Raw genomic sequence first — 16,786 nt, forward strand, 5'->3', positions numbered from 1 at the left:
CAAGATCATGCCTTAACTGTTAATGCTGCCTAAAATGCTTTTTTATCGCGATGGCACAGACGACGCAGGGTGCGACGTAAGTGACGGCTGAGTCCTGGCGCTGATCCGGGGGTAGCCTGGCAGGACGCCAGGCTAGCCGCACCGGGCCATGGATGGCCCGTTGCGGCGACCCCCGGATCAGTGACAGGGCGAAGGAACCCGACGAAGTCGGGCCGGAAACGGAGCTGCGGGCTTTGCCTACTTTGGCCCCATCAAAGTAGGTCGCCGAGGGGCGAAAAGGTGACTTGAGTCGAACCCCGATCCACCTGACATCGCAGAACCGCTGTGCAACGCGGAGCGACGGTCAGCGCCCCGTCTTACTGCTCGTCCAGCGCAAACTCGGTCAGGCAAAACGTCGGGATCTTCAGGTCGTTAAGACGCTGGGAGCCGCCCAGTTCCGGCAGGTCGATGATCGCAGCAGCCTCGTACACTTCGGCACCCATACGGCGGATCAGGTTGGCAGCGGCGATCAGCGTGCCTCCGGTCGCGATCAAGTCATCGAACATGATGACCGAGTCACCTTCGCACAGACTGTCGGCATGCACTTCCAGATACGCTTCGCCGTATTCGGTCTGATACGCCTCGGACAGTACATCGGCAGGCAGTTTGCCTTGTTTGCGGAACAGCACCAGCGGCTTGTTCAATTGATACGCGACCACCGAACCGATCAGAAAACCCCGCGCGTCCATGACGCCGATATGGCTGAACTCGGCATCGATGTAGCGCTGCACGAAGCTGTCAATCACCTGACGGGTGGCCTTGGGCGACTGGAACAGGGGCGTGATATCGCGGAAGACCACGCCCGGCTTGGGGAAGTCCACGACCGGGCGGATGAGGGATTTGAAGTTCGATTGATCGAAAGTCATCAGGGGATTCCATGGCAGTTTTGGCCGACAGTTTAAGCCGACCCGCCAAAGATCGCACGTTTCAGCTTTGCATCGACCCGCCAGCCAGTGCGCACAGCTCGATGGGGGCGAGGATGTGAATCTCTTTGCCCTCGGCAGAAATCAGCTGATTTTGCTGGAACCGGGTAAAGACACGGGACACGGTCTCGACTGCCAGACCCAGGTGATTGCCGATTTCGTTGCGCGACATACTCAGGCGGAACTGATTGGCCGAAAAGCCTCTGGCGCGGAAGCGTGCAGACAGGTTGATCAGAAACGTGGCGATACGCTCATCGGCGGTCTTTTTCGAGAGCAGCAGCATCATTTGCTGATCGTCACGGATCTCACGGCTCATGACGCGCATCAACTGCCGACGCAGTTGCGGCAGTTTCGCGGAAAGCTCGTCCAGACGCTCGAAAGGGATTTCGCAGACCGACGTGGTTTCCAGTGCCTGGGCCGAGACTGGGTAAGCCTCGGCGTCCATGCCGGACATGCCCACCAGTTCGCTGGGCAGGTGAAAACCGGTGAGCTGTTCTTCACCGCTGTCACTGATATTGAAGGTTTTCAACGCCCCGGAACGCACCGCATAGACCGACTCGAAGGTGTCCCCCTGACGAAACAGAAATTCGCCTTTCTTCAGCGGGCGGCCGCGTTTGACGATCTGGTCAAGGCAGTCCATGTCTTCGGTATTCAACGAAAGGGGCAGGCACAACGGCGCGAGACTGCAATCCTTGCAGTGAGCCTGGTTTTGCGCGCGCGACTTGACTGGCTCGGACATCACTTAATTCCTTGTGGGAAATCACACATAAGCCGTAAGGGTAACTCACCCGTGCTTGTCGGGGCCAGCCTGCAAATCTGTCGGCGTCGTCAAGGTTACAGGTTGCCTGCCGATAACCACGTATTCCTTCAGCCAAGCCAGGATGCCTCGTCATGTCAACGACACTCCCGTTGATCAGCAGCATTACGATACGGACTGCGACCTCGCAGACCACCTACAGTAACGCTGAGCAAATCACTACCGCGGCGTCGGCAAGCGAGACAAAGGGCGTACAGGTCAATTTGTCGGCAGAAGGCAAGGCGGCTGCGTCATCGTCTTCCAGAAACGCTGATATCGAACAGAGCGGCCTGCCTGGTTCCGTGCAGAAGATCCTCAAGGCGATTCGCGAACTTCAGCGCAGGATCGAGGAAACCATGGAGCAGATCCAGAAGGCGCTGAATGACCCCAGCCTGAGCCCCGAGGAGCGAAGGACCAAGGCTGCGGCGCTACAGACCGTGCTCAGCACGTTGCAGGCGCAAGTGAGCAATTCCACGGCCGATCTGTCGTCGCTCATGAACAGCCTGGGCTCCAGTGACGCCGACAAGACCAAGGCGGGGATGCTGGTTCTGGCCAAAATGTAGCACCCGGCCGCAGGTCATATCACCTGGGAGAACTGCTGTCTGTTCTGCCGGGTCAGGTAAGTATCGAAGACCATGCATACTGCGCGTACCAAAAGGCGGCCTGCCGGTCTGACTTCAATGCCCGTCTCGCTCAGCGTAATCAGCCCGTCGCTGGCCATGCCAAGCAGTTGCGGCCACGCTTCGCTGAAATAGTCCCTGAAATCGATGCAAAAAGTCTTTTCGATCTCGCCGAAATCCAGCGTGAAGTGGCAGATCAACTGCTGAATGATCGCGCGCCTGATGCGGTCGTCATCGTTGCAGATCAGCCCGCGTCGGGTTGCTGGCTGGTCGCTGTCCAGCAGCCTCAAGTACTCGTTCAGGTCGCTGCTGTTCTGGCTGTACAGCTCGCCGACCTGGCTGATGGCCGAGACACCCAGGCCGATGAGGTCGCAGTGACCGTGCGTGGTATAGCCCTGAAAGTTGCGCTGCAGGGTCAGGTCTTCCTGAGCGGTGGCCAACTCGTCGTCGGGCAGGGCGAAATGGTCCATGCCGATGTAGCGATAACCGGCGTTGCCCAATTGCTCGACGGTGCGCTCCAGCATCAGCAGTTTGCTTTCTGCATCCGGCAGGTCTGCCACGTCGATGCGCCGCTGCGGCATGAAGCGCTCGGGCAGATGCGCATAGTTGAACACCGACAACCGATCGGGCTGCAGATCGATGACCTTGTCCACGGTGTGGCTGAAGGTTTGCGGATTCTGTGTGGGCAGACCGTAGATCAGATCAATATTCACCGAACGAAATTGCAGCGTGCGCGCCGCTTCAACGATTGCGCGGGTCTCTTCCAGGCTCTGCATGCGGTTGATCGCCCGCTGCACCGTCGGGTCGAGGTCTTGCACGCCCAGGCTGACCCGGTTGAAACCCAGCTCGCGCAGCAGGCCCATCGTCGACCAGTCGGCTTCGCGAGGATCGATCTCGATGCCATAGTCGCCGGAGTCGTCGTCCAGCAGGTTGAAATGCAAGCGCAGCTGCGCCATCAAGCGGCGCAGTTCGTCGTGACTGAGAAAGGTCGGCGTACCGCCGCCCAGATGCAGTTGCTCCACCACCTGACCGGGCGCCAAGTGACAGGCGAGCATCTGTATCTCGTGCTCGAGCCGTTGCAGGTAGGCCTGAGCGCGTCCGCGATCCTTGGTGATGACTTTGTTGCAGGCGCAGTAGTAGCAAATGTTCGCGCAGAAGGGCAGATGCACGTAGAGCGATAACGGACGTGACGCCTTGCGGCTTTCGCGTAGCGCGTGCAGCAGGTCGAAGGCGCTCACTTGGGTATGAAACTGCACCGCTGTCGGATAGGACGTATAGCGCGGTCCGGCCACATCGTAGCGATGGATCAGGTCTGAATCCCAACGAATGGCGTCAAGCATGCGCGCGTTTCCCGGTCCGGCTGGCGATATCGCGAGCATACGCAGGAGGCCGAGGGTCGGCGTTGATGTGGATCAAATGGCAAGAGTTGCCGGCCTCAATGCCCCATCAGCCAGTGCTGATGCGGGCCTGGCAAGGTCCAGATACCGAAGACCATCACCAGCAAGCCTCCCGCCATGCGCACGCCACGTTTGCGCAGCAAAGCCGTAGTGCGTTCGGCAGCCAGGCCGGTGGCCAGCAGAACGGGCCAGGTGCCCAGCCCGAAGGCCAGCATCAGCAGTGCACTGTCGAGAGGGTTGCCCTGGCTGGCGGCCCAGAGCAGGGCGCTGTACACCAGCCCGCAGGGCAGCCAGCCCCACAGGGCGCCGAGCAATAGGGCGCGCGGCACACTGGACACCGGCACCAGGCGACTGGCCAAGGGTTGCAAATAACGCCACAGGCCTCGGCCGAGACGCTCTATATAGGTCAGTCCGTTCCACCAGCCGGCCAGGTACAGCCCCATCATGATCAGCAACACGGCGGCGACGATGCGCAAGCCCGTCGCCAGCGGACTTTGCGCCACAGCCCAGCCGACCAGGCCGGAACACAGGCCGGCTGCGGCGTAACTGAGAATGCGCCCCAGGTTGTAGGCCAGCAGCAGACGAAACCGGCGGCTGCGCTGTTCCTTGGGGATGGCCAGCGTCAGGGCTCCCATCAGGCCGCCACACATGCCCAGACAGTGGCCGCCGCCGAGCAGCCCGAGAATGAACGCCGAGAACAGCATCGAGGCGAGTTCAAACATCGCGTTTCTCGTCCGGGCCCGGTTGGGGAGACTCAGGCGGGGCATGCTCCACAGGCGGTGTGTCGTCGAACAATATGCTGTGTGCCGGACCGTCCATGTCGTCGTACTGACCGCTGTCCACTGCCCAGAAGAACACGTAGATCGCCACGCCCACCAGCAATAGAGCGGCAGGAATCATGATGTAAAGCGCGGGCATGAAACCTCCGGGGCAGATGGGGAAACGGGCGCACGACGCGGCAGGCGGGTCAGGCGCAAGGCGTTGAGTACCACAGTCAGCGAACTGAGCGACATGCCGATCGCCGCCCACACCGGAGTGATCCAGCCCAGCGCCGCGAAGGGCAGCATGAGGCCATTGTACAGACCGGCCCAGAGCAGGTTTTCGATAATGACGCTACGCGTGCGCCGGGCCAGATTCAGCGCGTCGATCAGCACCGGCAAACGGTTACACAGCAGCACGGCGTCAGCGCTGGTTTTGGCGAGGTCGGTGGCCGAGCCCATCGCCACACTGATGTCGGCTGCTGCCATGACCGGTACGTCGTTCACTCCGTCACCGATCATCAGCACCTTGCGCCCCTGAGCCTGAAGCTGGCGCAGCACCTCCAGCTTATCGTCCGGGCGCATGCCGCCACGCGCCTCGTCGATGCCCAGCGCCTGCGCGACACGGTCAACCATCGGCGAGCTGTCACCAGACAAAAGCAGCGTCTTCCAGCCTCGCGCCCGGCACGCGTGTAACAGAGTGCCTGCATCCTCGCGCAGTCGGTCGTCCAGTACCAACCATGCGAGTGGGCCCTGCGTATCGCCCAACAACAGCCATTGGCCGGAACGCTCGGTTGGCAAGGGTGTTTCAGCACCGCTCAGCGCACAGACGAAGGCCGCCTCGCCGATGCGCAGCAGATGCCCGTCAACACGACCTTGCAGGCCCAGTCCCGGTGTGCTGAGCACCTCTTCGGCAGCCGTTGGCGCTCGACCGAAGGCGCGGGCGATGGGATGCTCGGAGCGGTTTTCCAGGGCTGCCGCCAGTTCCAGGCAGCGATTGGCGTCCAGCTCGCGCAACGGGTGAATGCCGCGCAGTGTCAGGCGCCCCTCGGTCAGGGTGCCGGTCTTGTCGAAGATGACCGTATCGATCTGGTTGAGGCCTTCGAGCACATGACCCCGGGTCAGCAGCAGACCAAGTGTGTGCAGCGTGCCGGTCGCCGCAGTCAATGCAGTCGGCGTCGCCAGCGACAGTGCGCAGGGGCAGGTAGCGACGAGCATGGCCAAAACGATCCAGAACGCGCGCGATGCGTCCAGCTGCCACCAGATCACCCCGATCAGCGCGGCCGCGATCAGCGAAAACAGCAGAAAAGTCTGTGCTGCACGGTCAGCGATCTGCGCGAGTCGGGGCTTTTCTGCCTGCGCGCGTTCAAGCAGTCGGACAATGGCCGAAAGACGGGTTTCGTGGCCCAACGCCGTCACGGCAACGGTCAGCGGGCTTTCGACATTCAGCGTTCCTGCGGTGACCGCATCGCCCACACTGCGCATCTGTGGCAGGTATTCGCCGGTCAACAGCGATTCATCGACACTGGAGTGACCCTCGAGGATTTTGCCATCGGCCGGTATCACTGCACCGGGCTGCACCAGCACCCGATCAGCCAGGTGCAGTTCGCTGAGCATGATGCGCTGGCTCTGGCCGTCATCGCTGAGGCGCAGGCATGAGGCGGGCAGCACGTTGACCAGTTGGGCCGTGGCCGCCGCCGTGCGCTCGCGAGCCCGGCGTTCCAGGTAACGTCCTGCCAGCAGGAACAGCGCAAACATGCCGACTGCATCGAAATACAGTTCGCCAGCGCCGGTGACGGCGGTCCAGATCCCTGCGGCGTAGGCCGCGCCTATTGCCAGCGACACCGAGACATCCATTGTCAGGTGACGGCTGCGCAGGTCGCGCCACGCGCCGCGAAAGAACGGCGCGCAACTGTAGAAGACGATCGGCGTGGTCAGAAACAGCGCCACCCAGCGCAGTATGGTGTGCATCTGCGGGCTGAGGTCGATATTGAACTCCGGCCAGGTGGCCATGGTTGCCATCATTGCCTGAAACCACAGCAGGCCGGCGACGCCCAGTTGTCGCAACGCCAAGCGATTGTCACTCGCCATGCGCTCGGTAGCGCGGTCGGCCTGCCATGGATGGGCGACATAGCCAATCGCGTGCAGTTCGTTCAGCAATTGGCTGAGGGCAAGCTGGTCGGCGTTCCAGCGCACCAGCAGGCGATGAGTGGATAGATTCAGCCGCGCTTCGGTCACCGCGGGCAATCGCCCCAGGCGTTGCTCGATCAGCCAGCCGCAGGCCGCGCAACTGATGCCTTCGACAAGCAGGGTGGCCTCTGAGAGGTCGCCGTCGTGGCGCACGAACGGCGCCTGTACGTCGGGGCGGTCGTAGAGCGCCAGTTCATCGAGCAATTGGCTGGGCAGGCTTTCCGGGTTGGCCGAGGTTTCACTGCGATGGCGGTAATAGTTGTCCAGACCGCTCGCGACGATGGCCTCGGTTACTGCCTGGCAACCGGGGCAGCACAGCTGTCGGGTTGTTCCGAGCACCACCGCGTTGAAATGGCTGCCCGCCGGAACCGGCAGGCCGCAGTGGTAGCAGTGCAGCGGCGCGGGGGAGGAGGGCCTGGCCACGTTCAGTCTTTCCGGCGTTGCGCGGCTTGCAGGGGCTCGTCACCCAGGGTCACGTCATTGGTGCCGATCTGTTCTTCCTCGAACAGGCGCCAGGTCTGCTCGCCTTCGACACCCAGCAGTTCCACAAAACGCCGACCGTTGACCTTGTCCTGCAACTGACCGATGTAACGGCCTGGTTCGGACGGGCTGCGGGTCAGGAACACCCGGCGGTCACTGTCAGGGCGCGTGGGTGAAATCAGGTTGAGTTCCAGACGCTCCGGGTTGCTGTTGCCACTCAGGCGCAGTTCGACTTCGCCGGTCAGCTCATCCATGTTCAGGCGCGCGTGCAGCTTGAGGGTCTGGGCGAGCACTTCGCGATTCAACGAGCGATTGATGCCCTTGCCGGCCTCGTAATAGTTATCGGTGACCAGCGGATCCGGGTGGGTCACGGCGATGAACACCATCGACAGGCTCAAGGTCACCGAGCCGGTCAGGATGGCGATGATGATCCATGGCCAGAGGTGCCGGTACCAGGGGCTTGCAGCAGTCGCAGCGGGCATGACGGGGCTCTTAACGAATAGGTGGGCCAAGAAAGCGGCTTTGGGTCTCGACCTGTGTATCGCTGTCGATGTCCTTGAGGGTAAAGGTTACCTCGTTGCTGTGCGACGGTAGTTTTTCCGGCGCGCTGGACAGCTCCACCGGCAGGCTGACGATTTCACCCGCCGGGACGCTGATTTCCCGACGGCCCTGCAGTTTCAGGTCCGGCAGACCGTTGGCTTGGAACACATAGGTGTGGTCCACCTGATCCTTGTTCATCACTTTCAGGCTGTAGACGTTTTCGATCCGGCCTTCGGCGTTTTCCCGGAACAGCATGCGGTCCTTGCTGACCTCCAGGCCCACCAGCGTACGCATCCAGAAAGCAGCCGTCAGCAGCGCAATCATCAACAGCAAGACCAGCGCATAACCGATCAGGCGCGGGCGCAGGGTGCGGGTGCGTTGCCCGGACAGGTTGTGCTCGGTGGTGTAGCGAATCAGGCCGCGAGGGTAATCCATCTTGTCCATGACCGTATCGCAGGCATCGATGCACGCCGCACAGCTGATGCACTCCACCTGCAGGCCGTCACGAATGTCGATGCCGGTCGGGCAGACCTGCACGCACATCGTGCAGTCGATGCAGTCACCCAGCCCCAGTGCCTGAGGATCGGCTTCCTTCTTGCGCGGGCCTCGGGCTTCGCCACGATTCTGGTCGTAGGAGATGATCAGCGTGTCCTTGTCGAACATCACGCTCTGGAATCGCGCATAGGGGCACATGTAAATGCATACCTGTTCGCGCAGCCAGCCGGCATTAAGGTAAGTGGCCAGGGTAAAGAAACCGACCCAGAAATAGGCCCAGCCATCCGCCTGGCCCGTGAACAGATCCACGCACAGCGTGCGAATGGGCGAGAAATAGCCCACGAAGGTCATACCGGTGGCAAACCCGATCAGCAGCCACAGGCTGTGCTTGGCGAATTTGCGCAGCATTTTGCCGGCACTCATAGGGGCATGGTCGAGCCTGATGCGCTGGTTGCGGTCGCCTTCAGTCACTTTCTCGCACCACATGAAGATCCAGGTCCAGACACTCTGTGGGCAGGTATAGCCACACCAGACCCGCCCGGCATAGACGGTGATGAAGAACAACCCGAACGCTGCAACGATCAGAATGCCGGACAAGAGGATGAAGTCCTGCGGCCAGAACGTTGCGCCGAAGATGTAGAACTTGCGTTCCGGCAGGTTCCACCAGACCGCCTGATGCCCGCTGCGACTCAGCCAGACCGTGCCGAAAAAGATCAGCAGCAACAGCGCGCCGCCGAGCATCCGCACATTTCGAAACAGGCCTTTGAACGCGCGGGTCTGGATTTTCTGGCGCGAAGCATAGAGGTCGGTGAATTCGCCGCCTGTTTCGGATGCCGGGGTGATGTCGTGTACTGGAATCTGCTTGGTCATCGATGAGTCCAGCGGCCTGGCTCCGGCCGACACAGGTCAGGCAGGTTCATATCCGCGTTCAACGTGATGCACGTGAATATACGGCCGCTTCTTCATTCAACTGGCTGACCCAGGGATTGAGCAACGCGACCCCGCACGACTGAAAGTCCATTGTGTTGCGTGTGACCACGGTCATGCCATGTACCAGCGCAGTGGCGGCTATCAGCGCATCGCATTCGCTGCGCGGGTCGGGAACGTGCAATTGCGCGCAGCGCCTTGCGACCTGGGTGTCGACTGTCAGGATACGCCCGGCGAATGCTTTCAATACGTGCTGGTCGAGCCACATTCGCAATACTGCGCCTTGTGTCGGGTCGCGGCGTTCGATGCGCAGGATACCTGTTTCGAGTTCAAGAATCGTGATGGACGAGATGAACAGGCTGGAGGCCATCTGTGTTCGCGACCAGCGCAGCACGTTGGCGTCTGCAGTGCGCTTCCTGAGCTCTGAAACCACGTTGGTGTCGAGCAGGAACATCAGGACAGATCAACCTGTCGGGGCGTGATCACGGCGCGCTGAGGCTCGAATTCGATATCGATGTCAGTGGGCATTATCAGCATGTCGGCGATGCTTGCCGCGCTGCCGGTCAGCTTCAGGTAATCCTCGATGCAAAGCAGCACATGGGCCGGGCGGCCGCGGTCGGTAATGAACACCGGGCCTTCATTAGCCGCTTTCTTGGCCCCGCTGGTGTCCTGATTGAATTCACGGCTGGAGAGGGTAGTGGTCATGTGTGCGACTTCCAGAATGAGTAGACAGGGTGTCGTGGTCATCAATGAGTCTAGTCATGTAGAGATGTAACTACAAAGAATTTGTTCTTTCAGAATGCTACAACCCCAGGCTGACCGGCGCCCTGTCATCTGGATTCGGCTGGTGGCTCTTGACGGGACAGGCTGTAAACATAGGCAGCCAGAATATGAACCCGGTCATTGCCTTGCAATGCTTGCTGAGCAGGCATCTGGCCCTGGCGGCCATCACGAATGGTCTGCTGCAACTGAGCGAAGCTGGAGCCGTAGATAAACGCGTTGGGGTGGGTCAGGTCCGGCGCGCCGAGAATCGGCATTCCTTTGCCCTCTGGCCCATGACAGGCAACGCACAGGCTGGCGAAGGTCTTCTGTCCTGCCACCGGGTCAGCCTTGGCATCCTGCGGTAGCGCGCGCGCGTCCAGTTGCGTCAGCACATAGGCCGCCACATCGCGAACCCCTTGTTCGCCAAGCACGCCGCCCAGGGCCGGCATCACGCCCATGCGCCCGGCGAGGATAGACGTCTTGATCGCCTGCGCATCGCCGCCCCAGCGCCAGTCGGCATCGGTCAGATTGGGAAAGCCATAGGCGCCTTTCGCGTCAGAGCCGTGGCAGACCGAGCAGTTGGACGCGAACAGGCGTGCGCCGATTTTCAACGCCTGCGGGTCTTTCGCCACTTCCTCGACGGGCATGGCGGCGTACCTGGCAAACAGCGGCCCGTAGCGGGCTTCGGCGTTTGCGACTTCCCGTTCCCATTCATGGATACTGGTCCAGCCTTGCTGGCCGTCGGAGAATTGTGTCTTGCTGTCCTGGTCCCGGTATTCATAACCGGGCAGCAAGCCCTGCCAGTTGCCCAGGCCCGGGTACAGGAGCAGATACCCCAGGGCAAAGACGATGGTCGCTACGAATAGATAGAACCACCATCTGGGCAGCGGGTTGTCGTACTCCTCGATACCGTCGAATGTATGGCCGACGGTTTCATCCGTGGGTTCGTCGGGCTGACCTTTGCGCGTGGACACCAGCAGCCAGAGCATTGCGATGAGGGTGCCCAGGGTCAGGACCGCGACGTAAAGGCTCCAGAACGTGCTCATGACCGGCCTTCCCGTTCAGCCTTGGCATTTTCGACCTTGCCGATGGCCTCGGGGTCATCCGCGAAAGGCAGCAAGGTCGCGTCGTCGAAGTCTGCCTTGCGGGCAGGGCTGAACACCCACAGCATCAGGCCGATGAAGGCGACCATCACGACCAGTGTGCCAAGGCCTCGAATCATTCCGATGTCCATCATGATCACCGTTTGCTCTTGATGAGCGTGCCAAGGCCTTGCAGATAGGCCACCAGCGCGTCCATTTCGGTCTTGCCCTGCACCGCAGCCGCCGCACCGGCGATATCCGCGTCGGTGTAAGGGGTGCCGAGGGTACGCAGCACCTGCAGTTTTTTTGCAGTCTGCGTGCTGTCGATTGTCTTCTCTGCCAGAAACGGATAAGCCGGCATGATCGAGGTCGGGACTAGGTCGCGCGGGTTGTTCAGGTGTACCCGGTGCCACTCGTCCGAGTAGCGACCGCCGATCCTTGCCAGGTCCGGCCCGGTGCGTTTGGAGCCCCACAGGAAGGGATGGTCCCAGACACTTTCGCCTGCCACCGAGTAATGCCCGTAGCGCTCGGTTTCGGCGCGCAACGGGCGGATCATCTGCGAGTGGCAACCGACGCAGCCGTTGGCGATGAACACATCACGGCCTTCCACCTCAAGCGCGCTGCGTGGCTTCATGCCCTCGATAGGCTGGTTGGTTACGTCCTGAAAGAATAGCGGGACGATCTGCGTCAGCCCACCGATGCTCACGGCAATCACCATGAAGAAGGCCAGCAGGCCGATGTTTTTTTCCAGCGCATCGTGCTTCATCAATGCGCTCCTGCGACTGCGATGCGGGTGGCCGCTGCTGCCGCCTGAGGGTCAGAGGCACGTATCGTGCGCACGACGTTGTAAGCCATCAGCAACATGCCGCTGGTGAAAATGGCGCCACCGATGGCCCGCACGATATAGCCCAAGTGGCTGGCCTGCATGGTTTCGATGAAAGAGTAGGTCAGCGTGCCGTCGTCGTTCACCGCGCGCCACATCAGGCCCTGAGTGATGCCATTGACCCACATCGAGGTGATGTACAGCACGGTGCCGACGGTCGCGAGCCAGAAGTGCGTGTTGATCAGACTGACGCTGTACATGTGCGGGCGGGCGTAGAGTTTCGGAATCATGTGGTAGACCGACCCGATGGTAATCATCGCGACCCAGCCCAGTGCTCCGGCGTGGACATGGCCGATGGTCCAGTCCGTGTAGTGCGAAAGCGAGTTGACGGTCTTGATTGCCATCATCGGGCCTTCGAAGGTCGACATGCCATAAAAGGCCAGCGAGACCACCAGAAAGCGCAGTATCGAATCGGTCCGCAATTTATGCCACGCGCCCGACAGCGTCATCATGCCGTTGATCATCCCGCCCCAACTGGGGACCAGCAGAATGATCGACATCACCATGCCCAGCGACTGCGCCCAGTCCGGCAGGGCGGTGTAGTGCAGATGGTGCGGGCCGGCCCAGATATACAGGGTAATCAATGCCCAGAAATGCACGATGGACAAACGATAGGAGTAGACCGGGCGCTCGGCCTGTTTGGGCACGAAGTAATACATCATGCCGAGAAAGCCGGTGGTCAGGAAAAACCCGACGGCATTGTGTCCGTACCACCACTGGATCATGGCATCGGTCGCACCGGCATACGCCGAATAGGATTTGAACAGGCTGACCGGCAACGAGATATGGTTGACGATGTGCAGCATGCCGGTTACGACGATGAACGCGCCGTAAAACCAGTTGGCGACATAGATATGCCGGGTGCGGCGTTTGACGATCGTACCGAAAAACACCACTGCGTAGGCGGCCCAGACAATGGCCAGCAGAATCGCCACCGGCCATTCGAGCTCGGCATATTCCTTGGTAGTGGTGTAGCCCATCGGCAGGGTCACGATGGCACCGACAATCACGGCCTGCCAGCCCCAGAAGGTAAAGGCCGCCAGACCGTCGGAAATCAGCCGCGTCTGGCAAGTGCGTTGCACTACGTAATAGGAGGTGGCGAACAGCGCACAGCCGCCGAAGGCGAAGATCACCAGATTGGTGTGCAGCGGGCGCAGGCGTCCGAAGGTGGTCCATTCAAGGTCCAGGTTCAGCCCTGGCCAGACCAGCTGCGAAGCAATGAACACGCCCAGGCTCATGCCGACCACACCCCAGACCACGGTCATGATGGCAAACTGGCGCACCACGGTGTAGTTGTAGGTTGTCGGACTGATTGTTGTGCTCATTGCAGACTTCCACGATTCAGAGGGTTACCGCAGACGTAATCGGGCCAGGGCGATGCAGTGCTGGAAATGGCATCGAAGCACACCGAAAAGGCAGGGGCAGGAACAGACAGGCACATCAACGAGCGTCAAAAGGGTTGCGGCAGACGCGTGTTGGCGAGTTTAACTTTGAAACAGGGGTGTGGGAAGTCGCAGGCTCTGTACGAAAAGTGGCTGTGTTTGGTGATGCTGCGTTGAGAGCAGGCTCAGAAGGTATTCCGCACCCCGTTGCAGGGTGCGGAGTTCACGCATCGCCGCTGGACTGGAATACAGCGGTGGCGATCTTCGCGTACAGACGAGTTGATCAGGACTCGCGCAAAGACTGTCACGTCTATTCAGTCGGCAGTAACACCTGTCATTGCCCAGCAAGTTGGCCTGAGCAGGCATATGACTCTGGTGACCGACTCAGCGGTGTTGTTGCACGTGTGCGCGTCCAGTGCCGTCAATGAAACCGCCCGGCGGTGTCGAGTTTGGGGCGCTCATTGTCTCGGTGCTTGACCTTGTGCACCTTGACAGAGTACCCAGGCAGACCTGAATGGTGGCTGTCCGACGTGGCAGGGCATGCCGATGCGCCGTGCGCTCGCGATTCGTGCAGGATTCGCGACCCTGTTCGCCGTTATAGTGACGGGCTACTTTGCGACCCACCTGAATGAGGCAACCATGAGCAACGGCTTGAAGCCCGATATCGGTCAGGATCAATGGCTGCAGCTGGTCAATGAAAGAGGCTGGCTGTGGACGCCCGCGCAACCTGCGGATGCGCTGGACACACCGACCCTGCTGCTGGCGCATGGTGCCGGCGCACCCATGGACAGCGACTTCATGAACCGCATGGCGGCTGATCTGGCGGCGCAAGGTATCAGCGTACTGCGCTTCGAGTTTCCCTACATGACGCAGCGGCGTCAGGGCGGCAGCAAGCGCCCCCCCAATCCACAAGCGCAACTGCTGGAGTGCTGGAGAGAGGTGTTCGCCTGCGCCCGTGCTTACATCCCCGGACGTCTGGCGATCGGCGGCAAATCAATGGGCGGGCGGATGGCCAGCTTGATCGCCGATGAGCTTGAGGTCGATGCGCTGGTGTGTCTGGGGTATCCGTTCTACGCCGTGGGCAAGCCTGAAAAACCACGCGTGGCTCATCTGGCCGAGCTGAAGACACCCACGCTGATCGTTCAGGGCGAACGCGACGCGCTGGGCAATCGCGAAGCAGTAGAGCGCTATGCATTGTCCAGTGCCATCCGACTGCACTGGTTGCCGACTGCCAATCACGACCTAAAGCCACTGAAGGTCGCGGGCGTTAGCCACGAGCAATGCCTGACTGAATCCGCGAGAGAGATTGCCGGGTTCCTGCGCGCCTGAGTCACCGGCAATACAGGTCGAAGGCGCCGTCGGTCACATCAAGGTTGATGGACGACATATTGAAACTGAACTCGCCCCTTATCCGCAGTGTGCAGGGGTTGGCTTCAAGCAGCACCAGCCGGCCGCCCTGGAAATGCGCCGAGTGGTAGACGGTGTTCTTCCGGTGCAGCGTTTCGGTGTAGATCACCTTGATCTGCTCATGATCGATAAGGTCGTGGCCGCCGGGCTCAAGATCGCGATCCAGAAACAAGCCGATGGTGGTTCGTCGGCTGCCCACCTTGCCATCGGCGATGACCTGCCATATCCAGTGAGCGGGGGCCTGTTCCAGCTCCGATCTCAGTGTCAGTCGACCGGTCAGTGAGGACGTCCTGAAAGGTTGTGTGTTGATGCTCGCGGCAAAGCGGTCTTCGAGAACAACAGGGTGGACGCAGCGTTGGCGTGAGGGCGTCGGTCGGTGCATGGGCTGGCCCTGAGAAGCTCCTGAAAGCGGTGACAGGGCGTTACACCTTTAGCGCAACGCCCTGCCGGATTAACAATGGGTTCAGCAATCGATCATCTGATGCCTACGCCAAGACTGGAATTGTGACTCTTCAGTTTGAAGTTGCCGCCAGTGACCATGTTTTTCACGTAATACCAGTTCCATCCGCCGATACCGGCGCTTGAAACAGTCGACGACCAATAATTGCCTTTGCCCATCGGCCAGCGATTGCCATACAGGGCGTGGATATCCACCAGCTCGTGGATGGTTGGAATCCTCGCGCCGTTGTTGCCCGCGTTTTTGCTGATCTGAGAAAAGCTGCCGCTGCCCAGGCCGATGCAATGGATGACGCCGGTGACGGTCACCGTGTATTGCTTGCTCGCGCCCAGCGCATCGGTCGCAGTAATGATGGCCGTGCCTTTGCCCCGAACCGAGGTCAGGCCATTGCTGTCCACTTTCGCGACCAGCGGGTCGCTCGAAGCGTACTGATAGGGTGCCTGTCCGCCACTGGCCTGACGCAGAAGGGTGGTGTCGGCCGGGAAGTTCGGCAACAGGTCCGGTGAGCCCGGAAGCAGATACACCTTGCCACCCAGCGTGACCGGCGAAGTGTCCAGCACCAGCTCGGGCTGCGCCGCCAGAATCTGCAAGGCCAGCGTGCCGGATACCTGAACCAGACCGTTGACGCGATTGACGACATAAGAAATCGCCACCGTCTGCCCGGCGTTTGCCGTCACCAGCGCCGCAGCAAACACTACCTCCAGCGTCTTGCCCGCTTCTGCGCCAGTCAGGGTTTTTTCCCGGGTGTCGTTGCCGTTGGGCCCTTGCCATTGTGTGATGACCTGGTCACCCGCTTGCAGATTGGCGACGGCGTCGATCACCACGGTTGCACCGGATGAAGCGTTGGCCGGGTCGAGCGTGGTGCCGATGGCTTCTTTCAGGGTGGGGGTGGGGAGGGGCGTTACGTGCGTGAGTTGCAACTTTACGTCCACAGCCTCAGAGGCCATTGACAGATTCCCTGCCAGGTCTGTGACGGTGTAGTAAACCGGCGCCTCAATGTCGCCGATCAACTCCAGAAACGATCGGGTGAAGTCGACCATTGTTCGCCTGAGACCTACGTCATCCTTGCTCACCACCGCCATAGGACCGGGTAGATCATTCCAGTAAGTGCGGACAACATCGCCCTCCTGCATGCCGTTGTAGCTGGCAATTGTCCCTGAAAGCACGTTGCCCATGGTTTGCAGTTCGTCGGAGGTCAGACCGTTCTGTGTCTGTGCGGGAAAAATGATGGGGGCCAGCAGCGGATCGCCAGGCGGGGTAAGGTCTACGATTACAGCTGTCTCGGCAGAAAACTCGACGACCATATTAATCGGGTTTTCGACCGCGTAAGCCACCGAGTGACGGCCTTCCTTCAACAGCTCGGGTGGAATGTGCAGCATGAGGTCGTCACCTGGCATCTGCGAAGGCAGTATCTCTTTCTTGAGACCAATAAGCACTCCATCGAAGTACAGCTGATAGGTATAGCCGGGGCGCGCGCCTTGCCATACGTTCAACAGCACTTCGAGGGGCGTGTTCAAACTGTCGACGGGTAATAGTCCATCGTTCAAGGCGGCTGCGATGACAGGCGCAGTCAGCACGTTTTCTTTTTTTTCAGTCGTGGCGTTATACATGGGGCGTTCCTTATAAGTGTAAAAGTTGCGGGCCTCGT

Annotated in this window: 18 protein-coding genes; 2 read left to right on the forward strand and 16 right to left on the reverse strand. The window is 60.6% G+C overall.

The features are described 5' to 3' along the window. Positions 1-356: 356 nt before the first annotated feature. Together JOE34_RS14795 and fnr are read right to left on the reverse strand one after the other, a co-directional pair. Complete coding sequence (locus JOE34_RS14795; RefSeq protein WP_003316839.1) at positions 357-905, reverse strand: adenine phosphoribosyltransferase; 549 nt, start codon at positions 903-905, stop codon at positions 357-359. 61 nt (positions 906-966) lie between these two features. Then, positions 967-1,701, reverse strand: a complete 735-nt coding sequence (gene fnr / locus JOE34_RS14800) for a fumarate/nitrate reduction transcriptional regulator Fnr (protein WP_003316840.1) — start codon at positions 1,699-1,701, stop codon at positions 967-969. 152 nt (positions 1,702-1,853) lie between these two features. Between fnr and JOE34_RS14805 the strand changes: the two genes are divergently transcribed. Then, positions 1,854-2,321, forward strand: a complete 468-nt coding sequence (locus JOE34_RS14805) for a hypothetical protein (protein WP_003391390.1) — start codon at positions 1,854-1,856, stop codon at positions 2,319-2,321. 14 nt (positions 2,322-2,335) lie between these two features. Here JOE34_RS14805 and hemN read toward each other — a convergent pair whose 3' ends face one another. The 12 genes from hemN to ccoN form a co-directional block, all read right to left on the reverse strand. Further along, the gene (hemN, locus tag JOE34_RS14810) at positions 2,336-3,718 is read right to left on the reverse strand and encodes an oxygen-independent coproporphyrinogen III oxidase (RefSeq protein WP_003316842.1); all 1,383 of its coding nucleotides are present in this window, start codon (positions 3,716-3,718) and stop codon (positions 2,336-2,338) included. Between the two features lie 95 nt (positions 3,719-3,813). After that, complete coding sequence (locus JOE34_RS14815) at positions 3,814-4,497, reverse strand: sulfite exporter TauE/SafE family protein (protein WP_003391391.1); 684 nt, start codon at positions 4,495-4,497, stop codon at positions 3,814-3,816. Beyond that, positions 4,490-4,693, reverse strand: coding sequence for a cbb3-type cytochrome oxidase assembly protein CcoS (gene ccoS / locus JOE34_RS14820; protein ID WP_003391392.1), 204 nt, complete (start codon positions 4,691-4,693; stop codon positions 4,490-4,492). Before ccoS ends, JOE34_RS14815 begins: the two co-directional genes overlap by 8 nt. Continuing rightward, complete coding sequence (locus tag JOE34_RS14825; RefSeq protein WP_003391393.1) at positions 4,672-7,146, reverse strand: heavy metal translocating P-type ATPase; 2,475 nt, start codon at positions 7,144-7,146, stop codon at positions 4,672-4,674. Before JOE34_RS14825 ends, ccoS begins: the two co-directional genes overlap by 22 nt. A 2-nt stretch (positions 7,147-7,148) precedes the next feature. Next, on the reverse strand, positions 7,149-7,685 hold the full coding sequence (locus JOE34_RS14830) for a FixH family protein (protein ID WP_003391394.1): 537 nt from the start codon (positions 7,683-7,685) through the stop codon (positions 7,149-7,151). A 10-nt stretch (positions 7,686-7,695) separates the two neighbouring features. Then, complete coding sequence (gene ccoG / locus JOE34_RS14835; protein ID WP_046266911.1) at positions 7,696-9,108, reverse strand: cytochrome c oxidase accessory protein CcoG; 1,413 nt, start codon at positions 9,106-9,108, stop codon at positions 7,696-7,698. 58 nt (positions 9,109-9,166) lie between these two features. After that, positions 9,167-9,619 carry a type II toxin-antitoxin system VapC family toxin gene (locus tag JOE34_RS14840; protein ID WP_003391397.1) on the reverse strand — a complete coding sequence of 151 codons (453 nt, stop codon included), beginning with the start codon at positions 9,617-9,619 and terminating at the stop codon, positions 9,167-9,169. Then, positions 9,619-9,870, reverse strand: coding sequence for a type II toxin-antitoxin system prevent-host-death family antitoxin (locus JOE34_RS14845; RefSeq protein ID WP_002554250.1), 252 nt, complete (start codon positions 9,868-9,870; stop codon positions 9,619-9,621). Before JOE34_RS14845 ends, JOE34_RS14840 begins: the two co-directional genes overlap by 1 nt. 125 nt (positions 9,871-9,995) lie before the next feature. After that, positions 9,996-10,973, reverse strand: coding sequence for a cytochrome-c oxidase, cbb3-type subunit III (gene ccoP / locus JOE34_RS14850; RefSeq protein WP_032662646.1), 978 nt, complete (start codon positions 10,971-10,973; stop codon positions 9,996-9,998). Further along, complete coding sequence (locus tag JOE34_RS14855; RefSeq protein ID WP_003316853.1) at positions 10,970-11,161, reverse strand: CcoQ/FixQ family Cbb3-type cytochrome c oxidase assembly chaperone; 192 nt, start codon at positions 11,159-11,161, stop codon at positions 10,970-10,972. The genes ccoP and JOE34_RS14855 overlap by 4 nt, the downstream gene beginning before the upstream one ends. A gap of 5 nt (positions 11,162-11,166) precedes the next feature. After that, entirely contained in the window at positions 11,167-11,775 is a 609-nt protein-coding gene (gene ccoO, locus JOE34_RS14860) for a cytochrome-c oxidase, cbb3-type subunit II (protein WP_003391400.1), read from the reverse strand. Further along, positions 11,775-13,217, reverse strand: a complete 1,443-nt coding sequence (gene ccoN, locus JOE34_RS14865) for a cytochrome-c oxidase, cbb3-type subunit I (RefSeq protein ID WP_003391401.1) — start codon at positions 13,215-13,217, stop codon at positions 11,775-11,777. The genes ccoO and ccoN overlap by 1 nt, the downstream gene beginning before the upstream one ends. Before the next feature lie 696 nt (positions 13,218-13,913). Between ccoN and JOE34_RS14870 the strand changes: the two genes are divergently transcribed. Then, positions 13,914-14,603 (forward strand): alpha/beta family hydrolase, encoded by a 690-nt coding sequence (locus JOE34_RS14870; protein WP_046266917.1) that lies wholly within the window; start codon positions 13,914-13,916, stop codon positions 14,601-14,603. A gap of 1 nt (position 14,604) precedes the next feature. Here the strand turns inward: JOE34_RS14870 and JOE34_RS14875 are convergent, their stop codons facing one another. Together JOE34_RS14875 and JOE34_RS14880 are read right to left on the reverse strand one after the other, a co-directional pair. Continuing rightward, a complete protein-coding gene (locus JOE34_RS14875; RefSeq protein ID WP_024662705.1) occupies positions 14,605-15,063 on the reverse strand; it encodes a hypothetical protein in 459 nt (152 codons plus the stop codon). A 92-nt stretch (positions 15,064-15,155) separates the two neighbouring features. Beyond that, entirely contained in the window at positions 15,156-16,748 is a 1,593-nt protein-coding gene (locus JOE34_RS14880; RefSeq protein ID WP_010425338.1) for a hypothetical protein, read from the reverse strand. Between the last annotated feature and the right edge of the window lie 38 nt (positions 16,749-16,786).

It is taken from the genome of Pseudomonas sp. PvP028 (genome assembly GCF_017832255.1).
Classification (GTDB): Bacteria; Pseudomonadota; Gammaproteobacteria; order Pseudomonadales; family Pseudomonadaceae; genus Aquipseudomonas; species Aquipseudomonas syringae.